This window comes from Streptomyces clavuligerus, from assembly GCF_005519465.1.
Lineage (GTDB): Bacteria > Actinomycetota > Actinomycetes > Streptomycetales > Streptomycetaceae > Streptomyces > Streptomyces clavuligerus.
This window is the reverse complement of the sequence record NZ_CP027858.1, coordinates 3,439,264-3,455,065: the sequence shown is the minus strand read 5'-3', so window position 1 is coordinate 3,455,065 and position 15,802 is coordinate 3,439,264. Positions and strand designations below refer to the sequence as shown.

The window sequence follows — 15,802 nt, the reverse complement described above, 5'->3', positions numbered from 1 at the left end:
CGCGCGGCCCATCGCCTCAGGCGACATAGGGCCGGGCCGCTCGCGCCTCCCGGAGCGCCAGCCCCCACCAGAGGAGCTGCCGGAGCATCCGCTGCACCGCCCGCTCGCCGTCCGCCCACCCCTCCTCCAGGAGGTCCAGACCGACACCGTTACGCAGCGTCACAGTGTGCAACTCGGTGAAGACCGTCCGTAGCTGCTCGACCGCGTACAACCCCCGGGAGCCATAGCCGTAGCTGACGAAGCCGACCGGTTTGGCATGCCACTCGTCGTAGGCGTAGTCGATGGCCTGCTTCAGCACCGCGGGGAACGAGCGGTTGTACTCGGGGGTGACGACCACATACGCCTCGGCGTCCCCGACCCGTTCCGCGAACTCCCGCATCGGGCCGGTGGGCCGGTCGGGATAGCGGGCCGGGAAGTCGAAGTCGAGCAGATCGACGATCGACAGCTCCAGCCCGGTACGCTCACCGGCCCGCTCCGCGAACCACCGGCCCGCGCGCTCGGCGACCCGGCCCTCCCGGGTGCTCCCGACGACCACCGCGACCCGCAGCGGCGGCACCGCCCCGCCCTCGGACTCCTCCCCCAGCACGCCAGCCCTCCCCTTCCCCTCGTCCGCCCTCGGACCCCGACCCGGGCCCGGCGCATCCGCCCGGCCCCGAGCCCCGGTGCGTCTCCCCGTCGGCCCTCACCCAGGAGGCGCGAGACACCTCCGCGCGGTCGCTGGATCGGATCTCGCGACCGCGCGGTGTGCCGCGAGATCTGCCGCGAGACATCCGCGAGACGCCGCACGCCGCGGAAAGCGACGTGCGGCGTTCAGCACGAGACGTTCGGGTGGGAGACGTTCAGTGCGAGACGTTCAGCGTGCGGCGTCTCCCGCCCGGCAGGCGGGGCGGGTCATCGGTGCGCGGAGACGCCGGTCATCCGTGGAACCGGTCATCCGTGGAGTCGGTCATGCGTACGTGCAGAACCGGTCATTCATGCGTGTAGAACACGTAGAAGGACACGACCAGCATCGCCGCCGCGAACATCAGCCCCATGCCCGCAGAGCGCAGGATGCTCGTCCCGGTCAGGCTGTGCAGAAAGCCGATCGCGATGCCGCACAGCGAGGCGTACGCGAAGGCGCGCAGCTCGCGCGGCATGCTGTGCTGAATCCGGCCGAGCCCGTACGCGAGAGCCGCGAGGATCAGCCCGGCGACCACGCCGAACAGGACGTCTCCCCAGCCCACCACCGTCCCGGTGCGGTGGAGGAAACCGGCGTAGAAGCCGAAGACGGCGCCCAGCGCCAGGGGGATCGCCCAGCTCGCGGTCCCGGTCCGGTGGCGGGTGACGGGCGCCGCGGCGCGGGTGGCGTGTGTGGCCATGTCCGTGCTCCTTCCCTCGGCCCTCCCCGGGCTGCCCCTCGGGCCGCCCCATCGCCCCGTCTCCCCCTCGACCCTCCCCGGGCTTCCTCCCAGGGCACACCCGGGCGCCCGCGGCGGCAACTCGAACACGGAACCGGACGGGCTCCTCAAACACGGCACGCCGGCGCCGGACGGGTTCCGGAAACGCGGCACAGCGGCGCCGGACGGGCTCCTCAGGCGCGGCGCGCCGCCGGTCGGCCGAGCAGCGGTCGCGCCCCGGCCGCGCTTGCGCCTTTCCTGGAGAGGTGCCCAGACTGCGCAGACTGCTGCCCGCGGTGTCGGCGGCCCTGATCGCGCTCCTCGCCCTCCTGACGCCCCTGAGCGTGCTCGCCGTCTGGGCGGAGCGCGAGATCGGCGACACCGACGGCTATGTCACCGCGATGGCCCCGCTCGCCTCCGACCCCGCCGTCCGCGGCGCGGTCGCCGAGCGGATCACCGAGGAGGTGGCGGGCCCGGACGGACTCGGTCCGCTCTCCGACGAGGTACGGGGGCTGGTGCACGACGCCGTGCTGTCGTTCGCCGGTACGGACGCCTACCGCACCGCGTGGAACACCGTGAACCGGGCCGCGCACACCGCCGTCGAACAGGCCCTGACCAGCGACGAGGGCGACACCGCGAGCATCGATCTGGCCCCCGTCAGCGAGCAGGTCAAGCGTCAGCTGAGCATGGAGGGCGTGCCCTTCGCCGATCAGATCCCGGTGATGGGGGCACGGATCACGGTGGTCGAGTCCGACAGCCCGGCGGCGGTGCGGCTGAGTTTCGGCGCCCTGGAGTCCGCGGGGCTGTGGCTGCCGCTCATGACCCTGCTGCCCGCCGGGGCCGCCCTGCTGCTCGCCCCCGACGGGCGGCGCGCCCTGATCGGGCTGGGCCTGGCGCTGACCGCGGGCGGGGTGCTGCTGCGGATCGCGGTGACCGTCGGCCGGATGCTGACGCTGGACGATCTGCCGCCCGACGTGGACCGCGCGGCGGCCGACGCGGTCTTCGACGCCCTGACATCGACCCCGCGCACGGCCTCGTGGTGGCTGATGGGCGTGGGGCTCACGGTGGCCGTGTACGCGTGGGGGCCGGGACGGCGGCCGGATCAGGCCCGGGCGGCCATCGCCTCGATGCCCGCGACCAGCAGTTCCAGCGCGTAGTCGAAGTCCCGGTCGCGCATCTCCGCGACCGTGTCACCGCCCCGCGCCTCCATGATCTCCACGGAGGAACGGGCGTACTGCCGCAACTGCGGCTCCTCGGCGATCGTCCCCATCGCCTCCTGGAAGTACGCGTCCTGGCTCATGCCCGCGGACGCGCAGCGCGCGATGAAGTGGCCCTCGATGGTGCCGAACCCGTACACGAACTGGAAGACCGCCGAGACCCCGCCCATCTGCCCGTGCACCGGCAGCCCGGTGTCCCGCATCATCTGCTGCACGGCGAGCGAGAAGGCCATCGAGTGGGGACCGATGTTGAGGTAGGTGCCGACCAGCGGCGAGACCCAGGGGTGGCGCACCAGCAGCGCGCGGTACTCCCGGGCCAGGGCGCGCAGCCGCTCCCGCCACGCGCCGGAGGTGTCCGCGGCGGGAGCGGCGGGAGCGGCCGGAGCGCTCCCGGCCGCCGGGGAGTCGCCCGCGCCCGGCGTGGTCCCGTCCGGCGTGGTCCCGTCCGGCAGCCGCAGCGTGCCGAAGGCGGCGTCCAGGGCGAGTTCCAGCAGGTCGTCCTTGGTGTCGATGTACCAGTAGATCGACATGGCGGTGACGTCCAGCTCCGCCGCGAGCCGCCGCATCGAGAACTTGGCGAGACCTTCGGCGTCCAGGAGCCGCACCGCCGCGTCGACGATCCGGCCGCGGTCGAGTCCGGCGGGCTGGCTCCCCCTGCGGCCACGGCTCGTCCGGTGCTCCGTCCATACGCTGGTCCGCGCGGGACCCTTCGCACGGTCGGCCGCACTCACCATCGCGCCACTCTCCTCGCTGGGATGTCCATCTGCCGGACCGGGTGGAGGAACCGGACCTCCGCCCCGATGCTAAGCCGTGTCCCCCGCCGTTCTGGCCCAGGGCTCGTCCGCGGAGTCAGGCCCCGGCGTCCGGCTCCACCCGCTGCCCCTGCTCGGCCCGCCGCAGCAGCACCGCCGCCAGCAGCCCGCCCGCGAGCACCGCGACGGCCCCGACGAGCTGGCTGGTCTCCAGCCCCTGGGCGAAACCGTCCGAGACCGCCTTCGCCTCCGCCGGTCCGTCCGCCGCCGCGAGGGCCGCCGGAAGCGACGCCGCGCCCACGACACCGGGCACCAGCGCGGCGAACCGGGAGTTCAGCACCGCGCCGAGCACGGCGACGCCGAGACCGTTGCCGAACTCGGCCAGCGTGCCGTTGATCCCGGCGCCCACACCCGCCTTCTCCCGGGGGATCGCACCCATGATCGCGTTCGCCATGGCGGGGGCCGCCAGCGCGATGCCCGCGCCCATCACGACCAGGCCGAGGAACATCCCGCTGTAGCCGTCCCGCCCCAGCACCGCGATCGCGGCCAGACCCGCGGAGACAGCCGTCATGCCGGCCCCTATGGCCACCGGTGTGCCCAGCTTCGGCAGCAGCCGCGGCCCGACACCGGTGAGGTTCAGGGCGACGATGGTCAGCGCGAGCGGCGCGGTCCGCAGACCGGCGTCCAGCGGGTCGTACCCGAGGACGAACTGGAGGTGCTGGGTCAGCAGGAAGAGCGAACCGCTCATCCCGAAGGCGACGAGGATCGCGCCCGCGACCGCGCCGACGAACGTACGGTTCCGGAAGAAGTGCATATCCAGCATGGGATACGGAATCCTCAGCTCCCACAGCGCGAAACCGGCCAGCACCACCGCGCCGACTCCGGCGGCCGTCAGCACATGACCGGAGGTCCAGCCGTGCTCGGGGCCGGAGATGATCGCGTACACCACGGCGGTCATGCCGATCGTGGAGAGCAGCGCCCCGAGCAGATCGGGCTTCTCACCCTGCGGATTCTTGGACTCCGGTACGAGGGTGACCACGGCGGCGAGGCCGATCACCACCACGGGGATGTTGATGAGGAAGATCGCGCCCCACCAGAAGTGGTCCAGCATCGCGCCGCCGATGAGCGGCCCGGCGGCGAAGCCGAGCGAGTTGACCGTCGACCAGAGGGCGATGGCCTTGACCCGTTCGGCGTCGTCGAAGATCTGCACGACCACGGCGAGCGTGGTGGTCATGAGCAGCGCCCCGCCGACACCCATGCCCGCGCGGGCGGCGATCAGTTGCCCGGAGGACTGGGCGAGTCCGGCGGCGAGGGAGCCGATGCCGAACAGCGCCAAGCCCGCGACCAGCAGCTTCTTCCGGCCGTAGCGGTCGGCGGCGTTGCCCGCCGTGAGCAGCAGACCGGACTGGACCAGCGCATAGGCGTTGATCATCCACTGGACGTCGGTGGCGGAGGCGTTCAGTTCACGGTTGAGGGAGGGGATCGCGACGCTGAGGATCGTGTTGTCGAGCAGCACGGTGAGCTGGGCGAGGCAGATGACGCCGAGGATCAGCCAGCGCTGCGGATGGCGGCCGGTGGGGGTGGGTTGCTTCTCGGTGGTCGTCGCCGTCATGCCCAGCTCCTGTCAGGTCTGGCACGTGCGTCCATGGCGGGGTACGTGCGTCGCGGTGCGGCCAGGTGGTGCCCGAGAGCGCTCTTGTACAGCGTAGAAGAGCGAACGCTGTACACCGTACAAGAAATCACCGTACGCTGTATAGCGACTTGTCGCCCACCTGGGCGCACCACGGGACCGCCCGGGCGCACCACGGGACCACCGGCGCGGACGCCTCCGCCGAGGAGTGCCACCGGCGTGCAGGCGAAAGGCCCGGTCGGGGCGGTGGCTCCCGCCCCGGCCGGGCGCTATTCGCCCGGCTTGATCAGATAGCCCGCGCCGCGCCGGGTGTGGATCATCGGTGCGCGGCCCGCGTCGATCTTCTTCCGGAGGTACGAGACATACAGCTCGACGACGTTGGCCTGGCCGCCGAAGTCGTACGACCAGACCCGGTCGAGGATCTGCGCCTTGCTGAGCACCCGGCGCGGATTGCGCATCAGATAGCGCAGCAGCTCGAACTCGGTGGCCGTCAGATGGATGGCCTGGCCGCCCCTGCTGACCTCGCGGCTGTCCTCGTCCAGCGTCAGATCCCCCACCGCCAGGAGGGATTCGCCGCGAGCGGCGGACGCGGCCCCGGAGCGCCGGATCAGTCCGCGCAGCCGGGCCACGACCTCCTCCAGGGAGAAGGGTTTGGTGACGTAGTCGTCGCCGCCCGCGGTGAGTCCGGCGATACGGTCCTCGACGGCGTCCCGCGCGGTGAGGAAGAGGACGGGCACCTCGGGCCGTTCGCGCCGCAGCCGGGCGAGCAGGGTCAGCCCGTCCATGTCGGGGAGCGCCACATCGAGCACCACCGCGTCCGGCTGGAACTCCCGCGCCTCGGACACCGCCCCGGCACCGTCCCCGGCGCTGCGCACCTGCCAGCCCTCGTATCTCAGGGCCATCGACAGCAGCTCGCTCAGCGCCGTCTCGTCATCGACGACGAGGACCCGGACAGGGGTGCCGTCCGGCCTGAACATCTCCGTGCGCCTCCGGGGCGATGTCGTGGTCATGGCGGCCACCTTGCGCCGCCGCCCTGAAAGCGGCCTTTCCCCCGTCTGTGAATTTCCTGAGAAACACCGGCGGCAGGCCCTCCCCCTCCGCCGTCTCACTCCCGCTCGAAGGAGTAACTCCGTTCGACGCGGGCGATGTGGACGCTGTAGCGGAGGTCCCAGCCCTCCCGTCCGCGCCGCTGCGCTTCCTGGTGCTCCAGGTCGCGCCGCCAGGCGGCGATGGACTCCTCGTCGCGGAAGTATCCGACGGTGATGCCGACCCCGTCGGGGTCACGCGCGTGCTCATAGCCGAGGAACCCGGGTACCTCCTGGACGAGTTCGGCCATGCGCGCGGCGGTGTCGGCGTACCCGGGGGCCTCCTCGGGCTGTACGGAGGTGAAGACGACCGTGTAATAGGGGGGTTCGTGGGCGGGGACGGGGCGAATGACACGTTCCTGGCTCATGGGGCCAGGGTGAGCGGTGGGGCGCAGAGGTGTCCAAGGATCTGCCCGGCACCGGGCAGGGGCTCCGGGCCGCCGCGGCACGCGGCTGCCGGGAGAGTCCCTCTGCTTCAGAAGAGCCCTTCCTGATGGCTGCCGGGGGAGACGGTGCCCAGAGCGGTGGTCGGTACGGACAGACCGGCGCCCGGTCCGGCGCCGACGAGGGACCAGCCGGACATCAGCCGGGTGTCGAGGACGACGATCTCGGCGTCGGCCGTCCGCAGATGCAGATCGGGGCCGACGGCGGCGAGCAGGGTCCCCGCGACGGCACCGCCGTCGACGAGCCCGGTGACGACACAGGTGGCCCGGGGCAGCCCGGCGAGCCCGAAGACATCCATGTGATCGACGGGCGCGCACTCCAGCGGCTCCAGGGTCTCGGGCCATCCGTCGAGCGCACGGGCCCGCCGGTGCAGCTCCACGACCTCGGCGGACCGCTCGCCCGCCGTACCGGGCAGCTCCGCGCGGACGGCCCGCTTCTCGGCGTACGGAACGCGCTCCGGAATCCCGAGGGCCGTGCCGATGACCTCCTCGGCCCGGCGGGCGGCCATCAGGGGCCCGCGCCCCAGCCAGCAGAAGACGACGGCGCCCTGTTCGAGCAGGCGCGCCGGACCGCGCTCCTCGGCGGTGATCCCGACCTTGGCCATGCCGGGGCCGAACCAGGCGAGATAGACCCGGTAGGTACGGGGGTCGTCGGCGAGGGTGTCGGCCGCGACGGAGTGCGCGCGGTCCAGCCGGGCGCAGTCCGGACACCGAGGACCGGTGACCCGCCCGGACACGGCTGCGCCCACCGGGCACGGATTCCCCCGCGCCCCGACGCACCGCCGCTCACCCTCGGCCCGGAAGCCCAGCTCCCGGCCCACCGCGAGCGGACTGACCCGCCCGCCTTCCCACCGCAGAACGGCCAACCGCGTCCCCTGCGGCCATCCGATCCCGGAGCACCGCCATGCCATACGCACCTCCGGACGCACCGCCGATCCCCACCGCCGAAAGCGGCGACAGTACCCGAGCCCTCCCCTTCGGGTTCCCCTGGCGGCGCTTGAACCACCGACTTCCAGCCGTTCACACTCCCGGAGCCCATGCCCGTCCCCCCAGGAAAACGTATGGACCCCCAGGTCACACCCGTGTCCGATTCCCTGCGCTTCCCCTGCCCGGCGAGCCGCCCGACCCGGGGTCCGCCCCGGCCCGCCCCGCCCGCACCCCTCGCGGACACACCCCGTACGGCCGAGCCGGAGGACAGACAGCCGGACAAAACACCAGAGGCCCCGGATTTCTCCGGGGCCTCTGGCCTGCTGTGCACTCGGCAGGATTCGAACCTGCAACCTTCTGATCCGTAGTCAGATGCTCTATCCGTTAAGCTACGAGTGCTTGCGCTTCCCGGGGTTTTCGTCCCGGTCGGCGTTGCGGGAACAACATTACATGACCTGCGCCGTCACGCGAAATCCATTCCCCACACCCCTTCTGACCTGCGGAAACGCGCAATCGACGCGATCATTGACAGGGTGGGGGCGACCCAGCGGGACAGCGGGAGAAGCGAGAAGTGAGCGCGGTCACAGAGGCCGCCGCAGGGGCTGTCACAGAGACCCGGCAGAGGCACCGCGGAGACACACGAAAGCCCCGGCCGGATGGCCGGGGCTTTCGTGATCTCGCTGGCGGAGGCGGAGGGATTTGAACCCTCGATGGGCTTTAAAACCCAAACCGCATTAGCAGTGCGGCGCCATAGACCGGACTAGGCGACGCCTCCAGCACACCACGCGGGTGCGAGGTGTGTGCAGATGATGACACAGCCAGGTGCGGTGTCACCAATCGTTGCCCACGGTACTAGGCACGCGGGTCGCAGGGCAAAGGCCGGACCAGGGGCGACACGCCCGGGATAAGCGGGGGGAGGGTGAATCGCGGGGGTGCGGGGTTTCCCGGGGAACGGAAGGTGGAAAGGAGGCGCAACGGACCGGGGCGCGGGGCGTTGGACGTGTGGGGCGGACGGCGTACGGAGGTCCGCCCGGTTCGTGTTTCCCTCGCGCGTCAGGAGGCGCCCCCATGCCGCTTCGCACCCCCCGCACCCTCATCACCGTCCTCGTCGCCGCCGCCGCGGCCTCCGCGCCGACCGCCGTCGCACCCCCGGCCGGGGCGGCACCCGTACCACCGCCGCTGACGGTGGGCGGCGGGCCCGGGACCGGACAGGACCGGCTGACCGTCGTGGTCTCCGAGAGCGGAAACGCCCGCGCCGACGGCCGCTACGAACTGACCTGCGGCCCGGTCGGCGGCACCCACCCGGACCGGGACGGGGCCTGCGCCCGGCTGGACACGCTGGCGCAGGCGGGCGAGGACCCGTTCGTTCCCGTGCCCGAGGGGCAGATGTGCACCCAGCAGGCCGGCGGACCGGCCACCGCCCGGGTGACGGGCGCCTGGCGGGGACGGCCCGTGGACGCCGTCTTCAGCCGGACCGACGGCTGCGAGATCTCCCGCTGGCACAACGCGGAACCCCTGCTGCCGCAGGCCCGTTCCTAGTCCGGCGGACGCCGGACGACCGGGCCCGGCGACCGCTCCGGCGCCCCGGGAGACACGCCGGGGACAGGTCTGAGCTGCATGGCTGCGCGGCCGGTGCGCGGCCCGTGGTCACCGCGTGTCCACACAACCCCGCGACGAGCTCCCCCCGATCCGCCGCCCCGGCGGCAACCACTGCCCGTAGAATCCCCTTCAGTGACAGCCGGGGGCCCGAGGGGCAAGATGGGGCCCGCTGTCCGCACACGCAGTAAGCCAGGGAGGAACCGTCGTTGTGAGCAGCCGGCCATCCCGAGGCGCTGCTCGCCTCGCAGCCATACTCGACGCCCTCCCCGACGGGCTCGTGCTCGTCAATTGCAACGGCACGGTCGTCAACGCCAACACCATCGCGCTCGAACTCTTCGAGGCACCCGGCACCGCCCTCGTGGGGCGCGGGCTGCTGGATCTGCTGCCCACGTTCGACTCGCGGCTGATCCCGGGCTCCATGCGGCGGCCCGAGGCGACCGACGAGCGCGGGCGCACCAAGCCGACCCGGATGGTGGCGCGCCGCACCGACGGCAACGAGTTCCCCGTCGAGGTGACCAGCGCCGGTCTGGAGGACGGCCGGGACGCCTACGCCTCCCGCCAGGGCTACACCGGCGACGAGCTGCTGATGCTCGTTGTCCGCGATCTCTCCGGGACCCTGGACACCGAGGCCGAGCTGGCGCGTTCCCAGCGGCAGACCGAGATGATCCTGCGGGCCGCCGCCGAGGGCGTCGTCGGCACGGACACCGAGGGCCGTGTGGTCCTCGTCAACCCGGCCGCCGCCCAGATCCTCGGCTTCCGCGCCAGCGACCTCGGCGGCCAGGAGCTGCACCCGCTGATCCTGCACTCGCGCGAGGACGGCAAGCCCTTCCCGTACGCCGAGTCCCCGCTCGCGGACACCCTGCGCTCCGGGCGCAAGCACCGGGTCCGCGGCCAGGTGCTGTGGGCGAAGGACGGCTCCCGGGTGCCGGTCGACCTGACCACCGCCCCGGTACGGGACGGGGACCAGCTCGTCGGCGCGGTGATGACCTTCACCGACCGGCGGCCCGCGGAGGCGCTGGCCGAGCGGCACGCCGCCGAGCTGGCCGGGACCACCGAACGTCTCACCGCCGAACTGACCGCGACGACGGAGCGCTTCACCACCGAGCTGGCGGAGAACGAGGAACGGTTCACCGCCGAACTCGCGGACAAGTCCGAGCGGTACACCACCGAGATCGAACGCCGTGACGAGCGGTACGAGGAACTCGCCGCCCGGCACGGGCAGCTCACCGCCGTACTCGACGGCTCCCTGCGCGGTCCGCTGCTGGAGCTGCGCCGGGAGCTGGGGACGCTCGCCGACGACCCGGCGGGCCAGCTGTGGCCCGAGGCCAACCAGATCCTGCACCACCTCGCCGCCGGGTACGCCCGGATGACCACCCTCATCGACAATGTCCTCGGCTTCCAGCGGCTCGACACCGGCGGGGAACGGCTGGACAAGACGAAGGTCATGCTGGACGCGGTGGTCGCGGCCGGGGTGGAGGGCGCGATCGAGCTGATCGGGCCCGGACGGGTCCAGTTCGCCGTGCACGCCCCGGCGATCGAGGCCGAGGTGGACACGGTCCGGCTGGCGACGGCCCTCGCGCATCTGGCCGCGGACGTGGCCGGGGTGGACTCGACCGGCAAGACCCGGCTGCTGCCCGACGGCGGCTACGCGGACTCCACCGTCGTGATCGCGGCGGCCCAGCGCGGCGATGTCGTCCGGATCGAGGTACGCGGACCGTTCAGCGGGGGCGACCCGGTGCACGAGCCGATCGTCCGCGGCATCGTCACGGCGCACGGCGGTGTGCTCCAGACGCATGAGATGCCGGGGATGAGCGGCAGCGCCTACGTCCTGGAAGTACCGCTCGGGGACGGCGCGGGAGGCATCGCGCAGGAGCCCCCGGCCGTCGGCGGCGCCGGGTCCGGCGCACCGGACGGCACCGGCGCGCCCGGGCCGTCGAACGCCCTGCCCGCCGCTCCCGAGACCATGCCGGAGCTGCTGCCGGAGAGCCTGGCCGAGACCGGGGAGCCGGTGGAGCCCGCCGGGTCCGCGGACGACGCGGGGCTTCCGGCGCTGCCCCGGGGCGCCGGGACGGCGCCTCTGGACGCCGCCGACCGGCCCGGGGACCCCATGGACCCCATGGAGGCCGTGGAGGCGGCGGGCAGCGGACGGCGCCGGGGGCGGCGCAGCTCGACGGACGCCTTCCTGGAGAGCCCGGTGTCGGCGGAGGGTTCCGCCTCGGGCGAGGACGCCTCGCAGCCCACCGGGCGGCGCCGGGCCGCCGCCCCCGCGGCTCCCGCGACCGGACCCGCCGAGCCGCCGCACGCGCCGCTGCCCGGCCAGGGGTCCGTTCCGCCCCGGACCGCGGTTCCGGGTGACGGCACCGCCGCGGCGGACGACACCCCGCACGACGGCGGCGAGCCGGACGGACCCGCCGCCGCTGCCGCCACCGCGCCCGGGGGCACCGGCCGTCGGCGCGGGCGGCCGAGCCCGGCGGAGGGGGACGCGGTCCCCGCGCCGGAGAGCGCGCGGCCCGGCGCCGAGGGACAGCCCGTACCGGCCGGGGTGGACGACCGGCCCGGACCGGCCGTTCCGCAGGGCGCCGAAGGCACGGCGGACAACGCGGACAACGCGAACGACACGGACGACACGGCCACGGCGGCGGAGGGCGCTGCCCCCCGGTCGGCGCCGGGGCAGCCTGTGCCGCCGCAGGCCCCGGAGCCGGGGCGGCCCGTGCCGCCCGGCGGTGTGCCCCCGCAGACCGCGCGGTCCGTGGCCGTGCCGCCCCGGGGCACCCCCCCGCAGCAGGGCGGCGGGGTGAGCCTGCCGCAGCAGAGCACCGGGGCACCGCAGGACCGGGCGCCCCGGCCCGTCCCTCCGCAGGGCATGCCTCCGCAGCCGGTCCCGCCGCACGGCGCGGTGCCGCAGCACGGTCCGGTGCCTCCGCAGGGCCTTCCGCACGGGCTTCCCCAGGGGCTTTCGCCGCACGGCGCGGTGCCCGAGCTGTCGGCGGCCGTTCCCGGTGGTCTCGGCGGGCCCGGTGGCCCGGCCGGTCCCCAGGGCGGTGCCGCCGACGCGCGGCCCGCGGGACGGCGGGCCCGGCGGGCGCTGGCGCCCTCGCCGGTCAGCCCCGACCAGCCGGACCACTCCGACCACTCCGACCAGGCGGGCGCCCCGGCGGCCGGGCCGGACGGCCCCCGTCCGGCGTTCGCGCTGCCTCCCGCCGAGGCCGATCGGGTCGGGCGCGTCCCCGGCGGGGCCGGTTCCGACCCGCACGACCGGCACGACCCCGTACGGGTCGCCCCCGGTGCCGACCACACCCCGCCGGAGCACCATCCGCTGCCCACCGGCCGCCGCCGGGCCCGCCCCGCCGGGCCGCAGGACGACACCGACGGCACGGGTTCCGTCGCCGTACCCGCCGCTGCCCCGGACGGAAACGCCCCGGCACGGCCCGCCGCGCCCGGGGCCACCGGCACCGACACCGGCTCGGTCTCCCTGCCGCTGCCCGACCTCGAAGCGCCGCACCCCGGCGCCGCCCCGCCCGCCCTGCGGCAGCCGCTGCCCGCGGAAGCGCCCCGGCTGCCCCGGCAGGGCACGGGGGGACGGCCCGAGCCGCTGCCCGCCGACGCCTCGCAGGGACGGGCGTTCAGCGTGCGCACCCTCGGACAGGGAGTGCAGCCCGCCCAGCAGCAGCCGCAGCAGTCGGCGGGCACGCCCCGCGCGGCGGGCGGAGCCCAGCCCCTGCCGCCCCTTCCGGCGCAGCGCCCCGGGCCCGCCGCCGAGCAGCCCGCCGGGCAGGGCTCGGGACGGCGGCGCAAGCTGGCCGCCCCGCCGGGCGAGGAGAGCGATTCCCCAGCCGACACCGGTGCCCAGCCGCAGGTCCCTGCCCTGACGGGCCCCCGGACCCCGTCGGCGGCCAAGGCGCCGCAGACCCGGCAGGCACCGCTCAAGCCGCAGTCGCCGCACGCGCCGTCGGCCCCGCAGCCGCAGGCCCCCGGGTCCCGGCTGCCCCTGGACCGTGCGGAGGGCCGCGCGTACGCGATCGGGGCACCCGACGAGGGTGCCGAGGGACCGGAGCCGCTGGACGGTCCGGGCGGCGCCGTCGAGGTGACGAACCGGCCGCAGCCGCAGCCCGTGGACGACGAACTCCCCCCGGAGCCCCTGGACAACCCGCGCAGGCTGCTGGTCTGGCCCGCGCCCGATGTCTCGACCCAGCAGGCGCTGAGCGACCGCGGCTACCGTCCGGTCGTCGTGCACTCGCGCGAGGAGGTCGACGCCCAGATCGCGGCGTTCCCCGCCGCCCTCTTCGTCGACCCGCTGACCGGTCCCATCACCCGTACCGCCCTTCAGTCGCTGCGGCAGGCCGCCGTCGCGGCGGAGGTACCGGTGCTGGTGACCGCCGGGCTGGGGCAGGCGACCCGGGAGGCGGCCTACGGCGCCGACCCCGCCGTCCTGCTGAAGGCGCTGGCGCCGCGCGACAGCGAGCAGCACCCCTCCCGGGTGCTGCTGATCGAGGAGCACGAGGAGATCGCGCTCGCGCTCACCGAGGCGCTGGAGCGGCGCGGTATGCAGGTGGCGCGGGCGGGCGCGGACACGGACGCCGTGGCGCTCGCCGCGCAGACCCGGCCGAACCTGGTGGTGATGGACCTGATGCAGGTGCGCCGCCGCCGGGCCGGGATCATCGACTGGCTGCGGGCGAACGGGCAGTTGAACCGTACGCCGCTGGTCGTCTACACCTCGGCCGGTCTCAACCGCGCCGAGCTGCCCCGGCTCTCCTCGGGCGAGACGGTGCTGTTCCTCGCCGAGCGCTCCACGAGCGCCGAGGTGCAGTCCCGGATCGTGGATCTGCTGGCGAAGATCGGCACCAACTGAACGGGGCGGTCGGCCGCCGAGCCGACCGCTGACGGCTGACGGCTGACGGGCGGATGTGCCCACTGGGCCGACGGGCGCCCGGCTGCTTCTGAGGACAGTCGCCCGGCTGTTTCACGTGAAACAGCCGGGCGGCCCCACGGTGACCGGAGCCCGGTGGCTGGGCCCCGGGGCCGCCCGAGGCGGCCCCACCGGCTCAGAGCCGGGTCACGTCCAGCTCACCGTCCGCGTACTGCTTTCTGATCAGCTTCTTGTCGAACTTCCCCACGCTGGTCTTCGGCACCGCCGATATCGATGTCCAGCGCTCGGGCAACTGCCACTTGGCGATCGTCCCGGCGAGGAAGGTCCGCAGCGCCGGGTAGTCCACACCCGTGCCCTCCTTGAGGACGACCGCGGCCAGCGGGCGCTCACCCCACTTCTCGTCCGGCACCGCGACGACCGCCGCCTCGGCCACGTCCGGGTGGGCCATCAACGCGTTCTCCAGCTCCACACTGGAGATCCACTCGCCGCCGGACTTGATGACGTCCTTGGCCCGGTCCGTGAGGGTCAAATAGCCGTCGGCGCTGATCACGCCGACGTCCCCGGTGCGCAGCCAGCCGTCCGGGCTGAACTTGTCCTCGGGCCGCAGCTCCTCGCCCCCGTCACCGCCGTAGTACGCGCCGGCCACCCAGGGGCCGCGGACCTCCAGCTCACCGGCGGACGTCCCGTCCCAGGGCAGGATGTCCCCGTCGGGCCCGACGAGCCGGGCCTCCACGCCCGCCGGGAAGCGGCCCTGAGTGATCCGGTACGGCCACTCCTCCTCCGCGCCGAGCCCGGCGGGCGGATGGGCCATGGTGCCGAGCGGTGAGGTCTCGGTCATGCCCCAGGCCTGACAGAGCCGCACCCCGAGCTTGTCGTACGCCTCCATCAGCGAGGGCGGACAGGCGGCACCGCCGATGGTCACGATCTCAAGGGAGGACAGATCACGCGGGTTGGCGGTGACCTCGGCGAGCAGCCCCTGCCAGATGGTGGGGACGGCAGCGGCGTAGGTGGGCCGCTCCTTCTCGATCATCTCGGCGATCGGGCCGGGCTGGAGGAAGCGGTCGGGCATGAGGAGGTTGATCCCCGTCATGAAGGTGCCGTGGGCCAGCCCCCAGGCGTTCACATGGAACTGCGGCACGACGACGAGCGCGATGTCCTCGTCGTCGAGGCCCATCGACTCCCCCATGTTCACCTGCATGGAGTGCAGATAGATCGAACGGTGGGAGTAGACCACGCCCTTGGGGTCCCCGGTGGTGCCGGAGGTGTAGCACATGGCGGCGGCGGAGCGCTCGTCCAGCTCGGGCCAGTCGTAGCGGGCCGGACGTCCGGCGATCAGCTCCTCGTACTCGTGCACCTGGGCCTCGGTGTCGGAGAGGAGTGCGCGGTCGCCGGGGCCCGAGACCACGATGTGTTCGATCGTCGGCAGATGGGGCAGCAGCGGTGCCAGCAGCGGGAGCAGGGACCCGTTGACGATGACCACCCGGTCGGTGGCGTGGTTGACGATCCATACGAGCTGCTCGGCGGGCAGCCGCAGATTGAGGGTGTGCAGGACCGCGCCCATGGACGGGATCGCGAAGTACGCCTCGACATGCTCGGCGTTGTTCCACATCAGGGTCGCGACCCGCTGATCACCGTCGATGCCCAGCTCGTCATGGAGGGCGTGGGCCAGCCGCGCGGCGCGGTCACCGATCTCGGCGAAGCTGCGGCGGTGCGGCTCCGCCTCGCCGGTCCAGGTGGTGACCCGCGACTTTCCGTGGATGGTCCGGCCGTGCTCAAGAATCCTGCTCACGAGCAGCGGTACGTCCTGCATGGTGCTCTGCACGGCGTCCTCCTGATAGGCGCTGGCGCTACGGTGTGGTCGGGGTGTGCAGATTCTGCGCGCATACCACTCGGTATGTCACTACCC

General features: G+C 73.7%; 11 protein-coding genes and 2 tRNA genes. 3 read left to right on the top strand and 10 right to left on the bottom strand.

The window, feature by feature from the left end; all coding sequences use genetic code 11:
• Nucleotides 1-16 precede the first annotated feature (16 nt).
• Both CRV15_RS14485 and CRV15_RS14480 read right to left on the bottom strand, forming a co-directional pair.
• Nucleotides 17-586, bottom strand: coding sequence for an NADPH-dependent FMN reductase (locus CRV15_RS14485; protein ID WP_003956274.1), 570 nt, complete (start codon nucleotides 584-586; stop codon nucleotides 17-19).
• A gap of 382 nt (nucleotides 587-968) precedes the next feature.
• The gene (locus CRV15_RS14480) at nucleotides 969-1,358 is read right to left on the bottom strand and encodes a hypothetical protein (RefSeq protein ID WP_003956273.1); all 390 of its coding nucleotides are present in this window, start codon (nucleotides 1,356-1,358) and stop codon (nucleotides 969-971) included.
• Nucleotides 1,359-1,642: 284 nt separating this feature from the next.
• Here CRV15_RS14480 and CRV15_RS14475 point away from each other — a divergent pair, with 284 nt between their 5' ends.
• The gene (locus CRV15_RS14475) at nucleotides 1,643-2,533 is read left to right on the top strand and encodes a hypothetical protein (protein ID WP_003956272.1); all 891 of its coding nucleotides are present in this window, start codon (nucleotides 1,643-1,645) and stop codon (nucleotides 2,531-2,533) included.
• Here CRV15_RS14475 and CRV15_RS14470 read toward each other — a convergent pair.
• The 7 genes from CRV15_RS14470 to CRV15_RS14440 all read right to left on the bottom strand — a co-directional run bounded on the left by CRV15_RS14470 (nucleotide 2,479) and on the right by CRV15_RS14440 (nucleotide 8,205).
• Nucleotides 2,479-3,327, bottom strand: coding sequence for a TetR/AcrR family transcriptional regulator (locus tag CRV15_RS14470; protein ID WP_003956271.1), 849 nt, complete (start codon nucleotides 3,325-3,327; stop codon nucleotides 2,479-2,481). The two genes, CRV15_RS14475 and CRV15_RS14470, sit on opposite strands and share 55 nt — an antisense overlap.
• A 115-nt stretch (nucleotides 3,328-3,442) precedes the next feature.
• Nucleotides 3,443-4,957: an MFS transporter gene (locus CRV15_RS14465; RefSeq protein ID WP_003956270.1), complete on the bottom strand. Its 1,515-nt coding sequence runs from the start codon at nucleotides 4,955-4,957 to the stop codon at nucleotides 3,443-3,445.
• Nucleotides 4,958-5,244: 287 nt separating this feature from the next.
• Nucleotides 5,245-5,985, bottom strand: a complete 741-nt coding sequence (locus tag CRV15_RS14460; RefSeq protein ID WP_029182973.1) for a response regulator transcription factor — start codon at nucleotides 5,983-5,985, stop codon at nucleotides 5,245-5,247.
• A gap of 95 nt (nucleotides 5,986-6,080) precedes the next feature.
• Nucleotides 6,081-6,428: an antibiotic biosynthesis monooxygenase family protein gene (locus CRV15_RS14455; RefSeq protein ID WP_003961056.1), complete on the bottom strand. Its 348-nt coding sequence runs from the start codon at nucleotides 6,426-6,428 to the stop codon at nucleotides 6,081-6,083.
• A 107-nt stretch (nucleotides 6,429-6,535) separates the two neighbouring features.
• Nucleotides 6,536-7,414, bottom strand: coding sequence for a DUF2797 domain-containing protein (locus CRV15_RS14450; protein ID WP_003961057.1), 879 nt, complete (start codon nucleotides 7,412-7,414; stop codon nucleotides 6,536-6,538).
• Nucleotides 7,415-7,756: 342 nt separating this feature from the next.
• Nucleotides 7,757-7,829, bottom strand: a tRNA-Arg gene (locus CRV15_RS14445).
• Between the two features lie 282 nt (nucleotides 7,830-8,111).
• Nucleotides 8,112-8,205 (bottom strand) — tRNA-Ser (locus CRV15_RS14440).
• A gap of 293 nt (nucleotides 8,206-8,498) precedes the next feature.
• Between CRV15_RS14440 and CRV15_RS14435 the strand changes: the two genes are divergently transcribed.
• Nucleotides 8,499-8,969: an SSI family serine proteinase inhibitor gene (locus CRV15_RS14435; protein WP_003956263.1), complete on the top strand. Its 471-nt coding sequence runs from the start codon at nucleotides 8,499-8,501 to the stop codon at nucleotides 8,967-8,969.
• Nucleotides 8,970-9,237: 268 nt separating this feature from the next.
• A complete protein-coding gene (locus CRV15_RS14430; protein WP_063646030.1) occupies nucleotides 9,238-13,878 on the top strand; it encodes a PAS domain-containing protein in 4,641 nt (1,546 codons plus the stop codon).
• Between the two features lie 193 nt (nucleotides 13,879-14,071).
• Here CRV15_RS14430 and CRV15_RS14425 read toward each other — a convergent pair whose 3' ends face one another.
• Nucleotides 14,072-15,718, bottom strand: coding sequence for a long-chain fatty acid--CoA ligase (locus tag CRV15_RS14425; RefSeq protein ID WP_003956261.1), 1,647 nt, complete (start codon nucleotides 15,716-15,718; stop codon nucleotides 14,072-14,074).
• Nucleotides 15,719-15,802 lie beyond the last annotated feature (84 nt).